Source organism: Sphingobacterium sp. GW821-FHT03E03 (assembly GCF_059420745.1).
On sequence record NZ_JBWKUH010000008.1, the window covers coordinates 21,889 to 36,442 of the forward strand.

15 protein-coding genes are annotated in these 14,554 nt (G+C 38.2%); 4 read left to right on the forward strand and 11 right to left on the reverse strand.

Annotated elements, in window-relative coordinates; translation table 11 throughout:
* Nucleotides 1–21: 21 nt before the first annotated feature.
* The 4 genes from greA to AC07UV_RS11470 form a co-directional block, all read right to left on the reverse strand.
* On the reverse strand, nucleotides 22–495 hold the full coding sequence (greA, locus tag AC07UV_RS11455; RefSeq protein ID WP_077438377.1) for a transcription elongation factor GreA: 474 nt from the start codon (nucleotides 493–495) through the stop codon (nucleotides 22–24).
* A gap of 143 nt (nucleotides 496–638) precedes the next feature.
* Nucleotides 639–1,337 (reverse strand): response regulator transcription factor, encoded by a 699-nt coding sequence (locus AC07UV_RS11460; protein ID WP_077438378.1) that lies wholly within the window; start codon nucleotides 1,335–1,337, stop codon nucleotides 639–641.
* A gap of 101 nt (nucleotides 1,338–1,438) precedes the next feature.
* Nucleotides 1,439–3,097: a sensor histidine kinase gene (locus tag AC07UV_RS11465; RefSeq protein ID WP_495183839.1), complete on the reverse strand. Its 1,659-nt coding sequence runs from the start codon at nucleotides 3,095–3,097 to the stop codon at nucleotides 1,439–1,441.
* Between the two features lie 9 nt (nucleotides 3,098–3,106).
* On the reverse strand, nucleotides 3,107–4,993 hold the full coding sequence (locus AC07UV_RS11470) for an alpha/beta hydrolase family protein (protein WP_495183840.1): 1,887 nt from the start codon (nucleotides 4,991–4,993) through the stop codon (nucleotides 3,107–3,109).
* A gap of 138 nt (nucleotides 4,994–5,131) precedes the next feature.
* Here AC07UV_RS11470 and AC07UV_RS11475 point away from each other — a divergent pair, with 138 nt between their 5' ends.
* Nucleotides 5,132–5,422 carry a DUF4286 family protein gene (locus AC07UV_RS11475; RefSeq protein ID WP_495183841.1) on the forward strand — a complete coding sequence of 97 codons (291 nt, stop codon included), beginning with the start codon at nucleotides 5,132–5,134 and terminating at the stop codon, nucleotides 5,420–5,422.
* A 50-nt stretch (nucleotides 5,423–5,472) separates the two neighbouring features.
* On the opposite strand, the gene AC07UV_RS11480 is transcribed toward AC07UV_RS11475, so the two are convergent.
* The 6 genes from AC07UV_RS11480 to AC07UV_RS11505 all read right to left on the reverse strand — a co-directional run bounded on the left by AC07UV_RS11480 (nucleotide 5,473) and on the right by AC07UV_RS11505 (nucleotide 9,567).
* A complete protein-coding gene (locus AC07UV_RS11480) occupies nucleotides 5,473–5,904 on the reverse strand; it encodes a DUF983 domain-containing protein (RefSeq protein WP_495183842.1) in 432 nt (143 codons plus the stop codon).
* Nucleotides 5,905–5,910: 6 nt separating this feature from the next.
* Entirely contained in the window at nucleotides 5,911–6,174 is a 264-nt protein-coding gene (locus AC07UV_RS11485) for a hypothetical protein (protein WP_120259909.1), read from the reverse strand.
* A gap of 27 nt (nucleotides 6,175–6,201) precedes the next feature.
* Nucleotides 6,202–6,903, reverse strand: a complete 702-nt coding sequence (locus AC07UV_RS11490; RefSeq protein ID WP_495183843.1) for an RluA family pseudouridine synthase — start codon at nucleotides 6,901–6,903, stop codon at nucleotides 6,202–6,204.
* Between the two features lie 115 nt (nucleotides 6,904–7,018).
* On the reverse strand, nucleotides 7,019–8,023 hold the full coding sequence (locus tag AC07UV_RS11495) for an MlaD family protein (protein ID WP_495183844.1): 1,005 nt from the start codon (nucleotides 8,021–8,023) through the stop codon (nucleotides 7,019–7,021).
* A 5-nt stretch (nucleotides 8,024–8,028) separates the two neighbouring features.
* Nucleotides 8,029–8,802, reverse strand: coding sequence for an ABC transporter ATP-binding protein (locus AC07UV_RS11500; protein WP_259187254.1), 774 nt, complete (start codon nucleotides 8,800–8,802; stop codon nucleotides 8,029–8,031).
* Between the two features lie 6 nt (nucleotides 8,803–8,808).
* Nucleotides 8,809–9,567, reverse strand: coding sequence for an MlaE family ABC transporter permease (locus AC07UV_RS11505; protein ID WP_077438387.1), 759 nt, complete (start codon nucleotides 9,565–9,567; stop codon nucleotides 8,809–8,811).
* A 256-nt stretch (nucleotides 9,568–9,823) separates the two neighbouring features.
* Between AC07UV_RS11505 and AC07UV_RS11510 the strand changes: the two genes are divergently transcribed.
* From AC07UV_RS11510 to AC07UV_RS11520, 3 genes are all read left to right on the forward strand, one after another.
* Complete coding sequence (locus AC07UV_RS11510; protein ID WP_495183845.1) at nucleotides 9,824–11,413, forward strand: DUF6600 domain-containing protein; 1,590 nt, start codon at nucleotides 9,824–9,826, stop codon at nucleotides 11,411–11,413.
* A gap of 162 nt (nucleotides 11,414–11,575) precedes the next feature.
* Nucleotides 11,576–12,757, forward strand: a complete 1,182-nt coding sequence (pncB, locus tag AC07UV_RS11515) for a nicotinate phosphoribosyltransferase (protein ID WP_495183846.1) — start codon at nucleotides 11,576–11,578, stop codon at nucleotides 12,755–12,757.
* Nucleotides 12,750–13,451: a class I SAM-dependent methyltransferase gene (locus tag AC07UV_RS11520; protein ID WP_495183847.1), complete on the forward strand. Its 702-nt coding sequence runs from the start codon at nucleotides 12,750–12,752 to the stop codon at nucleotides 13,449–13,451. The genes pncB and AC07UV_RS11520 overlap by 8 nt, the downstream gene beginning before the upstream one ends.
* Nucleotides 13,452–13,571: 120 nt before the next feature.
* Here the strand turns inward: AC07UV_RS11520 and AC07UV_RS11525 are convergent, their stop codons facing one another.
* Entirely contained in the window at nucleotides 13,572–14,453 is an 882-nt protein-coding gene (locus AC07UV_RS11525) for a DUF4097 family beta strand repeat-containing protein (protein WP_282253331.1), read from the reverse strand.
* Nucleotides 14,454–14,554 lie beyond the last annotated feature (101 nt).

Here is a 14,554-nt window from a genome sequence, read left to right on the forward strand (position 1 = left end):
ACCGCACATAACCGACATATATTATCTCGAAATTTCTACAATTTCAAATTCGATCTTACCTGCAGGCACTTCAATTTCTGCAGTATCACCTTTCGATTTACCCAATAACCCTTGAGCAATAGGAGATTTAACGGAAATCTTACCAGACTTGAGGTCAGCCTCTGATTCGGCAACCAATTGGTAAGTCATCACAGCTCCATTCTTTTTATTTTTGATCTTAACAATTGACAATGCCAATACCTTCGATGTGTCCAACTTGGATTCATCAATCAATCGAGCTGTAGCCAACGTGTTTTCCAAATTGGCAATTTTAGCTTCATGAAGCCCTTGAGCTTCTTTAGCAGCATCATACTCTGCATTTTCAGACAAATCACCTTTGTCCCTAGCCTCTGCAATAGCATTGGCAATTTTAGATCTTCCTTCCGTCTTCAGATAAGCCAATTCCTCTTTCAGCTTACGCAATCCTTCTTCCGTAAAATAAGTTACTTCTGCCATAATTTTATCTTTTTTCTTATTTTCTACATTTTAAAAAAGAAACAAGACCATATTACCCTCGTCGGGTAACATGGTCTTGCTTTCAATCTATACGAAGATAATAATTGTTTTCAACAAAACAAATTCTTATCCATCAAATATAATCAAATCTCCTCTTCGTCAACAAATTTATAACCCAACCCCCTCACCGTTTGCAGATAATGCGGTTTATCGGGGTTTGTTTCGATCTTTTTTCGCAGACGCACAACATGCATATCCAACGTCCGTGTATTTACATTTGAACTATAGCCCCATACCACTTCCATCAACTCCTCACGCGTGATTTCCCGGCCCAAATTTTGAAGAAAATGCAATAAAATCCTGTTTTCCAGAATAGTTAGCTCAACCTTTTTACCGTCACGTATTAATGAATGGATATTTGGATGGTGCTCCGTCTGCCCAAACTTATAGATCTCTGGACTATTTTTAGGTAGAAAAAACTTCACCTTATTATCTATCATAGCAATCAACACGTCCATATTGAACGGCTTACTAATATAGTCCGTCACACCAAAGCTATAAGCCTCAATCTTGTCCACATCCTGGGATTTAGCAGTCATCATAATAATGATATTCTCAAATCCTGCTTTACGGACATCTTCGCAGATCTCGTTACCTTCTTTTCCAGGGAGCATCCAATCTAACAGGACCACATCGGGTCTCTTTTCCAAGATTAAACTTTCTGCTTCATTCCCATTTCCGCTTTGGATGACTTGATAGCCTTCAGATTCTAATCGATGTTTTACCAAGAAACGTAAGTTCTCATCATCTTCAATAACAGCAACAGTGATGTCTTTATTCATAAGTAAATAATTTGTCTTTTAAATGTCTTATGGAATATCCAGTTTATTATCACAAGTCTTCATGCTTTCTAAACATGGATATTTCATATTTAAATTTATTTTTAAACCGGAAATACCAACGTAAAGGTAGTGCCTTGCCCCAATTGACTTTTGACTGTAATGTCTCCACCTATAAACTCAGTGATTTCCTTACAGAAAGCCAAACCTAAACCAATACTTCCTTGCTGATTATATTGACTTTTTATTCTATAAAACTTTTTGAAGATATTGTTAAACTCCGCCTTCTCTATCCCAATCCCTTCGTCCTTAAAAGTGATAACAAAATTCTTCTTATTTTGTTGTATCGTAATATCCAAGATTTTATGCCCCGCTTTCGAATACTTATAGGCATTGTCTATCATGTTTTGAAATACGCTACTCAATAACACTGGATCTGCCAGCATCGATGTTCTTACATCAATTTTTGTGCTAATTTTAAAGTCTGCATATTTTATTCTTGAAGAAGCAACCAGATTTTCGGTAAATTCCTCCAGATCCACCTCTTCTTTGTTTAATTTAATGGTTTTATTTTCAATCTGGCTAAAAGACAATAATTTATTCATTAAATTATTGAGTCGATCAGCTTCCTGATCCAATATATTACCATACATTTTTCTTTCGTCATCGGAAAGTACCTGCGCACTCTTAATATTATTTCCCGCAATTTTTATTACACTAACAGGTGTCTTAAACTCGTGTGTCAAATTGTTGATAAAATCATATTGCAATTTAAAAAGTCTCCCGTTAATTTCTAAATTTCTATAAATTAAATATAGAATTGCTATTAAAATGATGTAAATCAACGAAATACCACCTAATACAGGCCAAAAACTACGATTTATTTCTTCCGAAAGAAAACTTTTACTCGATCTGAAAAGCAATTTATAATCAGCCAAAGCTCCCGGTAATGGCATTTCTGTTGAAATTTCATCGTCCTCAGGTGTAATTGGCGCGCCCACCAATGGAACAATCGCTACCTTTTCGTAAAGATTTGCATAACTATTTTTCACCTCCAAATACATTGGGTCAATCTGAAAGTTGAACATATCCTGTTCATAGCCGACAGTATGATCCAGATTCCCTTCCATAATGGATTTATAAACAATCAGATCATTAACCCTCGGTATATTTAAATACGTAATCTGCCCCGGCCTGATCGTATAAAATACCTTTAAAATATCCTTATCAGAAAGCTTCGCATTCGCTTGCAGCTTATCAATATAAGTAGCAAGTTTAACCCCTATATTATTAATTTCCTCAGAATGCAGCCCCATTTGAGCACGATCGAGAATTGTATTTTTATTCAGTCCCGATCGGGATACCGTAAAAAAGGTAATAGTTTTGGGTTGAATCCGCAGGTTATTAACAATAAAACCATAGTTCAGATTATGATCATTATTGAATTGCAGATCAAAAAAACCTATTTCCCGTACAAAAGGATAAGAACTTAAAATACTATATGCGTATTTTCCCGCTTGTACAGAGTCTAGGAAACCTTGGTAAAAAGACACCTCGGGAATTCTATTTTGAAAAAAGTCATTAAAAGGAATCAGCGTCTGATCAAAAATTTCAGATTTTCTATTCGTAAATTCATTTTTTATATGCGATTCAGTATAGTTTCTAGATAGAAAAAGCGCAAAAATATAAAGGCCACTGATGACGATAAAAAACATCAACAATAATCCGTAATTTTTTCGATAGCTGTATTTTTCTGCTTTCATATGCCGCCTCTAGTCTGCTAGATATTTTGCCAAAAACCGTTCCAGCTCATTATAATAGCCAAATACATTCTCATCCTTTTTAAAGGTCCTATCTTCATCTTCCTTTAGAAAATACTGTACAGGAACATTATTGTTCTTTAACTTTTGAACAAATTGATTCGCATCCGTCACAGAACTAAACCGATCTTTTCCACCTTGAACCAACAACACAGGGATCCTTACTTTATCCGAATGAAATACAGGTGATATATTTTTAAACAGTTCCGCCTCCCGGATAGGGTTACCAACGATCTGATACATCTTCTGTACATAAGATTTAAAATAAGGTGGAATATCCCTAAAGTAGGTGAATAGGTTTGTATATCCTGAATAAGAAACCGCACATTTATAAAGATCCGAATTGAAACAAGCAGCATGAAGCGCAGAGTACCCCCCAAATCCCCTTCCGACAATAGCAACACGATTCTTATCCGCTATCCCCTCTTTGATCAGCCACTTCACTCCATCAGTAATGTCATCTTGAATTTTTCCGCCCCATTCTTTAAAACCTGCTGTCCAAAACTTTTTCCCGAATCCTGTCGAGCCCCTATAGTTCATCTGAAAAACCAAATACCCTCTGTTTGCCAAAAATTGCGCCTCATTATCAAAGCCCCACACCTCACGCCCATTTGGCCCATCATGTGGCAATACTACCATTGGAAGATCTTTTCGATTGGAATGAAACGGATAGGTCAAGTATCCAGATATCTCTACCCCATCTCTCGCTTTATAAGTAATAAACTCATTTGGAGACAACTCCTTATCTTTAAGATCAGAATTATTATCGGTTAATTTAGTCAGTTTTTTTGTGGTAAAATCATAAAAATAAATTCCACCAGGATTAACATCTGTATAGGTTTTAATAATCACTTTTTCGCCTGAAGCATCGGTATTAAGAACTTGGAATTCAAAACCATCAATCTGCTTAGACAATTCATCATATTTCTGCTTGGTCTGCTCATCGAAGAAATGCCTGCTTTGCCTTGAGGTTGTATAATTCACAAACAACAAGCGATTTAGCTCCGGAAAATAACCTCCTGGACTCATGTCTACCTCTTTATGGCTAAAAAGCTCGCCCAGTTCCCTTTCATTGACCAGATCATAGCTTACCAAGGCCAATTTATCACGGTTTATATTCGATAGTGCATAGATAATACTATTTGAACTGTCTTTATATCCCAACGGAGTGAAACTGCTTTCTACATCACAACGTATGATCTCCTTGAAAGGTTCTTTCTCAGAAGGACGGAAAAGAACAGATTGTTGTACGGAATCGTTTGCAATAGCCAAACGTATCTGTCCATCATTGGAAGCAATCCAGGAGCTCATATTGCCTGGATTTTGTAAAATCAATTCACGTGGTCGACCATCCAAATAAATACGATATAGATCAAAAAAAGAGGAATCACGATCATTAATCCCCGCAACAAAACCCTCACCACCAGATACCGTCGAATGAATCCATCTAAACCGCGCACGAACAGGCTTAATTAATGCCCAGATTTTTTCAGTGTTAATATCCACAGCATACAAACGCAAACTGTCTTGGGAAGATTGTTCAGTCAAAAAAGAAATCTTAGAATCGTTATTCCAGGCAAAAGATTTTACATTGATATCATTCTGGTAGGTTAATTGCTTGGAGCTATCCTGATGCTTCAAATCAATCAAATAGATATTTTTGCAATGATTGTCCATGCCGATATAGGCAATAAACCGACCATTAGGGGAAATCTTAAAATTTGATTTTTCAGGTGTGGAAAAGAATTGATTGATGGGTATAGGATCAACCTTATGTTGTTGGCATCCCAACATAGTCAATGCACAAAAAAATAAAACAGTCCAAAATTGCAACCTCATAATCCCAAATGCGTCCTTATCAATTAACTCAAATATTGTAATTAAATACCAAATTGCAGTCAATGCAACCTTATTTTTACAAGATATAGTAATTAAACGTAATATTCAAAAATAGCGTATAAAACCGTATTTTTGTTTATGTTTTTATACAATATCTCTGTTATAGCAGAAGAAACGATCCACAATGACATCGTTTCTTGGATTCAGGATAATATCGTGCAATCCCAAAAATTCCAAGTGCATTTCCTCGAAATGCTCCAGTCACCCCATGAAGGAATGACTTATTGCATCCAAGTAGTTTTACCTTCAGAAGAACATATTGCGGACTTCCAACAGGTACATTTGATACCATTACAACAATTTATTTCAGAGCTGTACAAGGACAAAGTCTTCCTTTTCGACAGTACAATGAAATACTTAAAAAAATAAAGAGCTCTAGGGCTCTTTATTTTTTTAAGTATGTATACAAACTAAAATTCTTAATTTATCTTATTTCCCTTGGATTCCTGATCCTTTTCACCAATTTCCAAAGCTAATTCATAGCGTGGATCATAACTTATTTTAGGCGTTAAGAAATGTAATAGGATCAATCTCGCGTACCTAAAATTAAACGGCGCAAAAACTAAGATAGTAACCGCCAAGCCAACCAAATAGAACCAAGGAGACTCACTTCCGGTTAAAACTGCAATAGCGACAGATACAGATACAATCTCAGCAACAGAAAGCGCATAACTGACATACATCGCCGCATAAAAATAGCCCGGCTCAACTTCATATTTAACACCACAATGTGGGCAAACATCATTCATCTGCTGCTTGCGTAGGCTATAAACCTTTCCTTCAAATACATTTCCAACATGACATTTAGGACATTTGGAATGAATCATTGCGTGAAATTTAGATGTCGGCATCAGATTCTATTTTATCTCGTTAATAAATTTCTTGGTTGGCGGATTCTTTTTACGGTATTTCTTATACCATAGATACCCCAGTCCTGCAGCTGCCAAATAGGGAATTACCAATAAAAATAAGATACCATCATTCAACCCTCTTCCTTGCATATTACCGTCTTTGGTAGAATTCTCAGCAGTCAACGTACACATGGCACATTGTGCTTGAGAAATAGATACTGTCGAGCAGCTTAGGGTAAATATTACGAGTAGATATTTAAACCATTTCATAGTCCAAAGTTACTGAAAATTTAGCGATTAGCCCACCAATACTTCAAATTTGTCCCAAAAACCATCTTGCGGCAATGAGGCCACCAATTCCATCTTTTCTTTTTTAATGGGATGTGTAAACGCTAACGACCGTGAGTGTAAACAGATACTTCCCAGTGAGCTTCCTCTTGGATACCCGTATTTGTTATCGCCAACAATAGGACAACCCATTGCTGCCAACTGCGCTCGTATCTGATGTGTACGACCAGTAAGGGGTTCAACCCGCAATAGGTAGAATCCATTTAATTCACCCACTATCGCATAGTCCAATTCAGCGTAGGTACCGCCTTTCACTTCACGAGGGAATGCTTTCGTTACTCTTGTCTGCCTATTTCGAATTAACCAGTTGATCAATTTACCTTCGGCATTACGTGGGCGTTGCCGTACGATTGCAAAATAAGTTTTTTTCACCATCCGGTCTTGAAAGAACTTATTCATACGTTCGAGGGCTTTACTTGTCTTCGCGAAAAGAATCATGCCACTAACAGGTCTATCCAAACGATGGATGACACCAACATAAGCATCATTGGGCTTGTCATATTTCTTTTTCAGATAGATCTTCACCATATCCTCCAATGAAAGATCCCTAGTTTCGTCAACCTGCACAATATCGCCCGCTTTTTTATTAATCGCTATCAGATGATTATCTTCAAAGATCACCTCTTTATCTGTAATTTCAGATTTATTCATTTCTTCTATACTAAAAGGTTACTCAAACCTCTGTTATTATCTAAAAAATCGGATTGAAATACCGAAAAAAGGCCCTACGCAAGCGTAAAGCCTTTTCATATCTTCTTACTAAAACTTATTGTACACTATCTGCCTTTAGTGCTTCTGCTTTTTTAGCGTTCTCTTTCATTTTTTTCTTAAAGAAGCCTCTTAACAAGAAATTATGTTGCAAAGCTTCCATATTTTCATCCAACTTTTCAGTACTAGAATTCAGATTATTAATGGCTGACTTAATTTGATTTGCTGAAGCAGGATCATTCAATAGGACACCAACCGCATTGTCTTTATCGTTCAATCGACTAGAGGCATTATTCAAGTTATTGATCAATGCATTTGCAGTCTGTGATACCCCCTGCAACTGCGCTGCAGACTGACGCAAATTTGAAAAGATGGCAGTATCGGTAGTCAGATCGTGGATCAACCCTTTATTGCTATTCAGTGAATTTGTCAATGTAACCAAATTCGCAGATGCTTTATTGGCATTATTCATTGCAGCACTGATGGACAATAAGCTCGCACGTAACGTATTCACCATCGCCGTATCGGTCAGCATTGCACCAACCATACCTTTACCATCTGCCAAACCACGTGATATCTCGACAAAGTCTGTCGTAATCTTAGCCAAGTTTTCGTTATTTACCTGCAATGTTTCCATCATGGCCTCCATGTCGGCAGTTTTCGCTGATCTTAAAAAATCACCAGTTTCCACAGTAGGTGCATTTTGGGACCCCCCAGTGATAACGACAATTTTATTACCTATCAATCCATCAGAGCCCAATTTTGTGACAGCATCTTTACGAATATATTCTGCAGATTTCTCTTCAATAGTTAAAACAACTTCGACATCCTGTACACTTTTAAAATGGATATTTTTAATGATCCCCACCTTAACCCCAGAAAACCAAACATTACTTCCTACTTTCAATCCTGCAACATCAGGAAATGAAGTTGCAATCTCGATGTTTCTTGTAAATTTCTTTTGTTGACCGCCTAAAATAAAAATCCCGGCCAAAAGAATCAATACGCCTAAAAAAACAAAAATACCAACAATGATTGCTCTTTTATTTTCTGCCTTACTCATGTATATTATAGAATAAAATTATAATTATAAAACGCCTTAACACGTGCGTCATCTGTATCAAAAATTTCTTCAAAAGAACCTTGTCTTTCAAACTTACCATCCAATAGCATCACAATACGATCACCTACTTCCTTCGCACAGGCCAAATCATGTGTAATAATAATTGATGATGTCTTATACCGCTCCTGAACCTCATTGATCAATCCATTGATATCCAAACAAGTGATCGGATCGAGACCTGCTGTAGGCTCATCATACATCATAATCTCCGGCCGAAGGATCAAGGTACGCGCGATACCAATCCGCTTACGTTGACCTCCCGACAATTCAGATGGCATTTGGTTGATGGCCTGAGATAAACCTACACCATCCAACACTTCCTCCACAGCATGATTAATCTCAGATCGTGTGAGATTTCGTTTATTTCTCACCAATGGAAACTCCAAATTCTCACGAACCGTCATACTATCATAGAGTGCACTATTCTGGAAAGAAAAACCAATTTTTAATCGTAATTCACGCAACTCACGATCATTTAACGACGTGACAGATTCACCCAATACATCAATTGTTCCTTCATCAGGTTTTAATAATCCCGAAATCAGCTTGATCAAAACTGATTTACCTGTACCTGAACGTCCTAACACAACAAGATTTTCCTCTTTATATAAATCTAGGTTAACCTCCTTGAGTACATGGTTATCCCCAAAAGATTTACTCACATTTCTGATTTCAATGACTGATTGAGAATGATCTATATTTACTTTAGCCTTTTCCATATACCACTATCCAAAGAACGACAAAATCTGAACAATAATTATCTCCTCAATAAAGACAAGAAACATCGAAGCAACAACGGCCGCATTGGCTGCCTTACCTACTCCTTCAGTACCTTTAGAGGAAAAATAACCACAATAGCAACTTACAGCTCCAATAGTAAAGCCAAATATTACAGCACGTAATACCATAGCACCTAAATCCTTGAAGGCAATTGTTTCAAATACCTGCGTAAAAAAACTCAAAAAACTCAAGTCATCTTTACTCATCATACTCAGATAACCACCTAAAAGGCCAATACCTGCCACATAAAAACATAGCACAGGAATACCAATAGTTGTAGCTAAAATTCTACTTACAATCAAATATTTATAAGGATTAGTACCTGACACCTCCATCGCATCTATCTGTTCAGTCACATTCATTGAACTTAATTCAGCACCGATCTGCGACCCCACTTTACCCGATGCAATCAAAGCTGTTACCAGGGGGGCCAGCGCACGGACAATCGCAATTGAAATTAGCGATGGCAACATCGAGGTTGCACCAAATTCTTCCAAGGAAGGACGAGATTGTTTCGTAAAAACAAAGCCAACGATAAATCCTGTTAAACTAATCAAAGGCAAAGATTTATAGCCTATTTCATAGCATTGGCGTATAATTTCTTTGAATTCATATGGTGGAGTTACTAATTCGCGCCAAAACCGTAATAAGAAACGATGAATGTTTGCGAATTCTAGAAAAAAAGTCTGAAGTTTTTTAGCCATTTAAAAATATGTCTATGTCAAATTAATGTGTCATAAAACACCTCATATGCTCAACAAACACGTAACAATTCGAGCGGTAAAGGTAAATAAAAAATATGTATCTAAAATTGTCGTTTATGTAAAAAGATCATCAATTTGACTTTTATATAAAAAAAATCAGATTTATAGTGTACTGATTAAACCATTTAATACGTTATGCTGTCATAATAACAAAGACAATAGCATAGAGTTTTGTCTTACTTAAAATATTACGAAGATGAAAAATTTAGGAAACATAAAATATTGGGTACTGGGGTTAATCGGTGTGGCTTCCTTTACAAGTTGTACTACTACGATGGCGCAAAGAGGAGGATATACAGGTTATAATAACTATAACAATTCTGGTGTTTCATTTCAGACGTTCTATGATGAACTTTCACCATACGGACAATGGGTGAATGATCCAAACTATGGATATGTGTGGATTCCTGATGCCGGTCCTGACTTCCAGCCTTATGCAACCAATGGTTACTGGTCCATGACAGATTATGGTAACACATGGGTCTCCAATTACGATTGGGGGTGGGCTCCTTTCCACTACGGCCGATGGAACTACAACGATCGTTATGGTTGGGGATGGGTTCCAGATTACGAATGGGGACCAGCATGGGTAAACTGGCGCCAAAGCAATGATTATTATGGTTGGGCTCCATTAGGCCCGGGCATGAATATCAATGTCTCGGTCAATATCCCAATGAACTTCTGGACCTTTGTTTCGGTCAATCATTTTATGAACCGAAACATGGATAGATATTATGTGAACCGTCGAAATTATAACAATATCTATAATAGAACCACAGTGATCAACAATACGACGATCATCAATAATAACTATTATGTGGGCGGCCCCCGTAGATCTGACATCGAACGTTATACAGGTAGAACTGTCAACGTAAACCGTATTAACAATGTAGATCGACCAGGATCGGTGCGCAGCAGCAATAGCAGTACAAGATCAAGCGAAATCAATATGTATCGTCCGAATGTAGACCGCAACACACGCTCATCTGCACGTCCGACCAATGTTGTTGACGCTTCAACTCGAACACGTAGTAATAATAGTGAAATTTCGGACCGCAACAATCGTGTCATTTCCAACCGGGATAACATCAATACCAGATCTGGAAATCGTGAGTTATATATTGACAATAGCGGTAATGCCTCGGTAAGATCACGCAATGATGCGAATAATAATAGCGGATCTACACGTAGCTCCAGTAATACTAATGGACGTACAAGAGACAATAGTTCGAACAATAGAAATAATGTAGGTACAACACCTACTTCAGACAATTACGATTTTAGAACCCGATCCGGCAGAGAGTCTAATCCATCAAATACGAATAACCCTACTTCTACCAGTAGAACCAGACAAGGAAATGCTGTTGACAACGGTGGTGTTGTCAACAGCCGAAATTCGGACTATAATACACGAGTAAGAACAGGCACCAGCACTACAGGTGATGCGGGTTCATCCCGCAGTGGGCAGCCAACAACAATGCCGCAACGAAATGGAAATTATGATGCTGGCAATACTAGAACACGCTCTAGTCAACCTGTATCACAACCTAGTCAACCGGTGCAAAATAGAAGTTATGACACTGGCAACAGCAGATCGCGCTCTAGTCAACCTGCAGCGCAACCGAGCCAACCGGTGCAAAACAGAAGCTATGAGAATACCCGAACACGGTCCTCGGCTCCCGCAGTTGAAAGATCAAATTCCTCGAATACAGGAAGTTCTTCAGCTCCAAGAACCAGATCATCTGAAGGATCAACTCGTTCAGGAGGTAGTTCAAGAACACGATAACAGATCAAATTTATAAAGTAAAAAAACGGGTCAGCACATCACTGGCCCGTTTTTTTAGCATCCAACTTGTATTGACTCTTGTTTTATTTATGATGAACAATCCGCACATTTTCATGTTAATTAGTAAATTTACGGCTTCAAACAAAAATCAGATTAATAAAGATGGCTTCATTCACCTCTATATTAGATAACGACTTTTACAAATTCACGATGCAGAATGCGGTAGTCAAGCTATTTCCAAAGGCAAAAGCACGCTACCACTTTATCAATCGGGGGCATCATAAGTTTCCGGAAGGATTTGACATTCTTTTAAAGGAGGCTGTAAACGAAATGGCAGACCTACGGCTTACCAAAGCTGAGAAAGCTTTTTTTGCGCGGACTTGTCCCTACATTGATCCGACCTATTTTGATTTTCTACAAGGTTATCGGTATGATCCCGATGAAATAAAAATCACACAGGATGGCCCCGATCTCGAAGTTGTTATCGAAGGGTATTGGTATCGAACGATTCTTTGGGAGGTACCGCTCATGTCACTGATCTGTGAGCTTTTCTATGAATCTCAGGATTTGGTTCGCGCGTCAGATGAAGAGGTTATTGCAACGGCCAAAGATAAAATCGAGAAATATAAAAAGCTGCATATCACAATTGCCGATTTTGGCACCCGCAGAAGACATTCCTATGAAGTCCACGACTTGGTTGTCCGTACATTAAAACAATACGGAGAAAAAACCTTTATCGGAACCAGTAATGTTCACCTGGCAATGAAATATGAAACCAAACCAATTGGTACACATGCACACGAATGGTTTATGTTTCATGCGGCAAAATATGGCTACAAAATGGCCAACCTATTAGGATTGGAGCACTGGTCGGATGTTTATCGCGGTGATCTTGGAATTGCGCTGTCTGACACCTATACAACGGAAGTTTTCTTTCAACAATTCGATAAAAAGCTTACCAAATTATTTGATGGAGTACGTCACGACAGTGGTGACCCGCTAGAGTTTACAGACAAGGTTATTGCACACTACAAGAAAAATGGTATCGATCCATTGTCAAAGACAATTATATTTTCTGATGGCCTGGATTACGACAAGGTCGAAAGAATTGCAAGCTACTGCGAAGGCAAAATATTACACTCATTTGGTGTGGGGACCAACTTTACAAACGATGTAGGACTTAGACCCATGAATATTGTCATCAAAATGACTGATGCTCTTCCGGAAGATGATCAATGGACTCCAGTCATCAAACTATCGGATGAACCTATGAAGCACACTGGCGATGAAGATTCCATCTATATCGCAAAAAAAGTATTAATGATTGATAATGACAATGCATAGAGACGTATATGGTGAGGCCCTGGATGATTACTTTATCCATCAAGAAGAAAAATTCCCTTTAATACTGCATACAAGCTATGGCGACCAAGACGAAATGCCTGTAGAAATTTTCTTTAGGGATGCTGACGATTTTCCAGAACTGGAATTCATCGGATTATCACTCTGTGACGGCCGGGTATTAGATGTGGGGGCCGGCGTAGGCAGTCACAGCTTATATCTACAAGAAAAGGGATTTGAGGTCGATGCGCTGGAAATATCGCAAACAGCTTGTCACATCATGCAACAGCGTGGTGTGCAACATATCATATGCAAAGATTTCTATGAATTCAGTGGACAAAAGTATGATACGCTTTTGTTTCTTATGAATGGTGTAGGTATCGCTGGCGACATTGACGGTTTTAAAAAGCTGTTGCAGCATAGTAAAGAGCTCCTGACCGATAGAGGGCAGCTTATTTTTGATTCATCCGATATCGGTTATCTCTACGAGGATTATAACATCAAAAAACCCAGCCATTATTTTGGAGAGATCCAATATCAATACGAATATAAAGGACAAAAGGGAAATCCCTTCAAATGGCTTTATCTAGATCAGGATAAACTGATCAAAATAGCCCATGAACTAGGCTGGGTTGTTCAGATTCTATATGAAGATGAACATGATCAATATTTAGTTCGTATGGAACCAAAAAAATAGTCTAACTATTTCAAGGCTTTACTTAGAAAAAAAACGCACAAAAAACCCTTAAATACCGACTCAGTATTTAAGGGTTTTTGTAAATCAGAAAATAGCATACCTATTTCAGGACTTCACATACTACTTTTGGGTTCTAATATAAATATCCCCCATAGAAGTTTTCAAGATCACGTCCTGTCCGCCACCATTCATCTTTCCCTTTACAGTATTTGACATGTTGTAAACACTTTTAGGCTCCTCAACAGGCTTTTCAAATTGAAATTCATCTGCAGCGTAAATATTCCCCATTGAGGTCTTCATATCTACGTTAGCGCCGAATTTTACCGGGAAGGCTACGTCCACCGCGCCCATTGCTGCGATGAGTGAGATAGGCCCTTTGACTGGTTGCACAAATTTAGCGACCACGTCGCCCTGAGCGACTTTCACATTGAGCGGTCCAGTGACATTGATCACCTTAACATCTCCCATTGTACTAGCGATCTCGACCTCGGCTCTAATATCTTTTATTTCAATACCACCGCCATTAAAGAACCCTCCACGACCACCTCTCACACTAATCGATAGATCAAAAGGAACCCGAACATGCACAGAATCCTCCAGTGGCATACCAACCATACTGATTTCCGTAACACCAGCAATATTTTGAATGTTCATTCCCATTCCCGAATTATCGGAAAGGCCAGAACCATTGACTACACGCAATCCTTTAGCCCGGTCGTTCTCTTCCTGTTCCTCCACCTTCGCTGTAATCACAACATCTTTTCCATTATAGCCCTCGATAGAGACATTGTCAAATTTCAGCAATAGCTTCTCGCCTACATTGGGGACTTTAATTTCTTTCCAAACTCTCTTCTCACTATCACCATGAGGCATTCTCATTGTTTTAGGAGGTCTAGGTGCCTTTGGCGGAACGGCGCGTTCTGCATTCTCCGTTATTTGGGCCTGCAATGCATTAGCAAAGAGCAGTGCCATTCCCATAATCATTATTCTTATCTTTTCCATCTGTATAATTTTTTTTTAATTGTGATGAAGCTATCAGATTTATTCTCCCTTGTGTGATTGAATAAATCATAATGGTTTCATCTTCATAATTATTACTTTCT

Excerpts from the sequence above, each read along its gene's own strand:
- greA (WP_077438377.1), bottom strand. The coding sequence starts at position 495 with ATGGCAGAAGTAACTTATTTTACGGAAGAAGGATTGCGTAAGCTGAAA.
- AC07UV_RS11460 (WP_077438378.1), bottom strand. The coding sequence starts at position 1,337 with ATGAATAAAGACATCACTGTTGCTGTTATTGAAGATGATGAGAACTTA.
- AC07UV_RS11465 (WP_495183839.1), bottom strand. The coding sequence starts at position 3,097 with ATGAAAGCAGAAAAATACAGCTATCGAAAAAATTACGGATTATTGTTG.
- AC07UV_RS11470 (WP_495183840.1), bottom strand. The coding sequence starts at position 4,993 with ATGAGGTTGCAATTTTGGACTGTTTTATTTTTTTGTGCATTGACTATG.
- AC07UV_RS11475 (WP_495183841.1), top strand. The coding sequence starts at position 5,132 with ATGTTTTTATACAATATCTCTGTTATAGCAGAAGAAACGATCCACAAT.
- AC07UV_RS11480 (WP_495183842.1), bottom strand. The coding sequence starts at position 5,904 with ATGCCGACATCTAAATTTCACGCAATGATTCATTCCAAATGTCCTAAA.
- AC07UV_RS11485 (WP_120259909.1), bottom strand. The coding sequence starts at position 6,174 with ATGAAATGGTTTAAATATCTACTCGTAATATTTACCCTAAGCTGCTCG.
- AC07UV_RS11490 (WP_495183843.1), bottom strand. The coding sequence starts at position 6,903 with ATGAATAAATCTGAAATTACAGATAAAGAGGTGATCTTTGAAGATAAT.
- AC07UV_RS11495 (WP_495183844.1), bottom strand. The coding sequence starts at position 8,023 with ATGAGTAAGGCAGAAAATAAAAGAGCAATCATTGTTGGTATTTTTGTT.
- AC07UV_RS11500 (WP_259187254.1), bottom strand. The coding sequence starts at position 8,802 with ATGGAAAAGGCTAAAGTAAATATAGATCATTCTCAATCAGTCATTGAA.
- AC07UV_RS11505 (WP_077438387.1), bottom strand. The coding sequence starts at position 9,567 with ATGGCTAAAAAACTTCAGACTTTTTTTCTAGAATTCGCAAACATTCAT.
- AC07UV_RS11510 (WP_495183845.1), top strand. The coding sequence starts at position 9,824 with ATGAAAAATTTAGGAAACATAAAATATTGGGTACTGGGGTTAATCGGT.
- pncB (WP_495183846.1), top strand. The coding sequence starts at position 11,576 with ATGGCTTCATTCACCTCTATATTAGATAACGACTTTTACAAATTCACG.
- AC07UV_RS11520 (WP_495183847.1), top strand. The coding sequence starts at position 12,750 with ATGCATAGAGACGTATATGGTGAGGCCCTGGATGATTACTTTATCCAT.
- AC07UV_RS11525 (WP_282253331.1), bottom strand. The coding sequence starts at position 14,453 with ATGGAAAAGATAAGAATAATGATTATGGGAATGGCACTGCTCTTTGCT.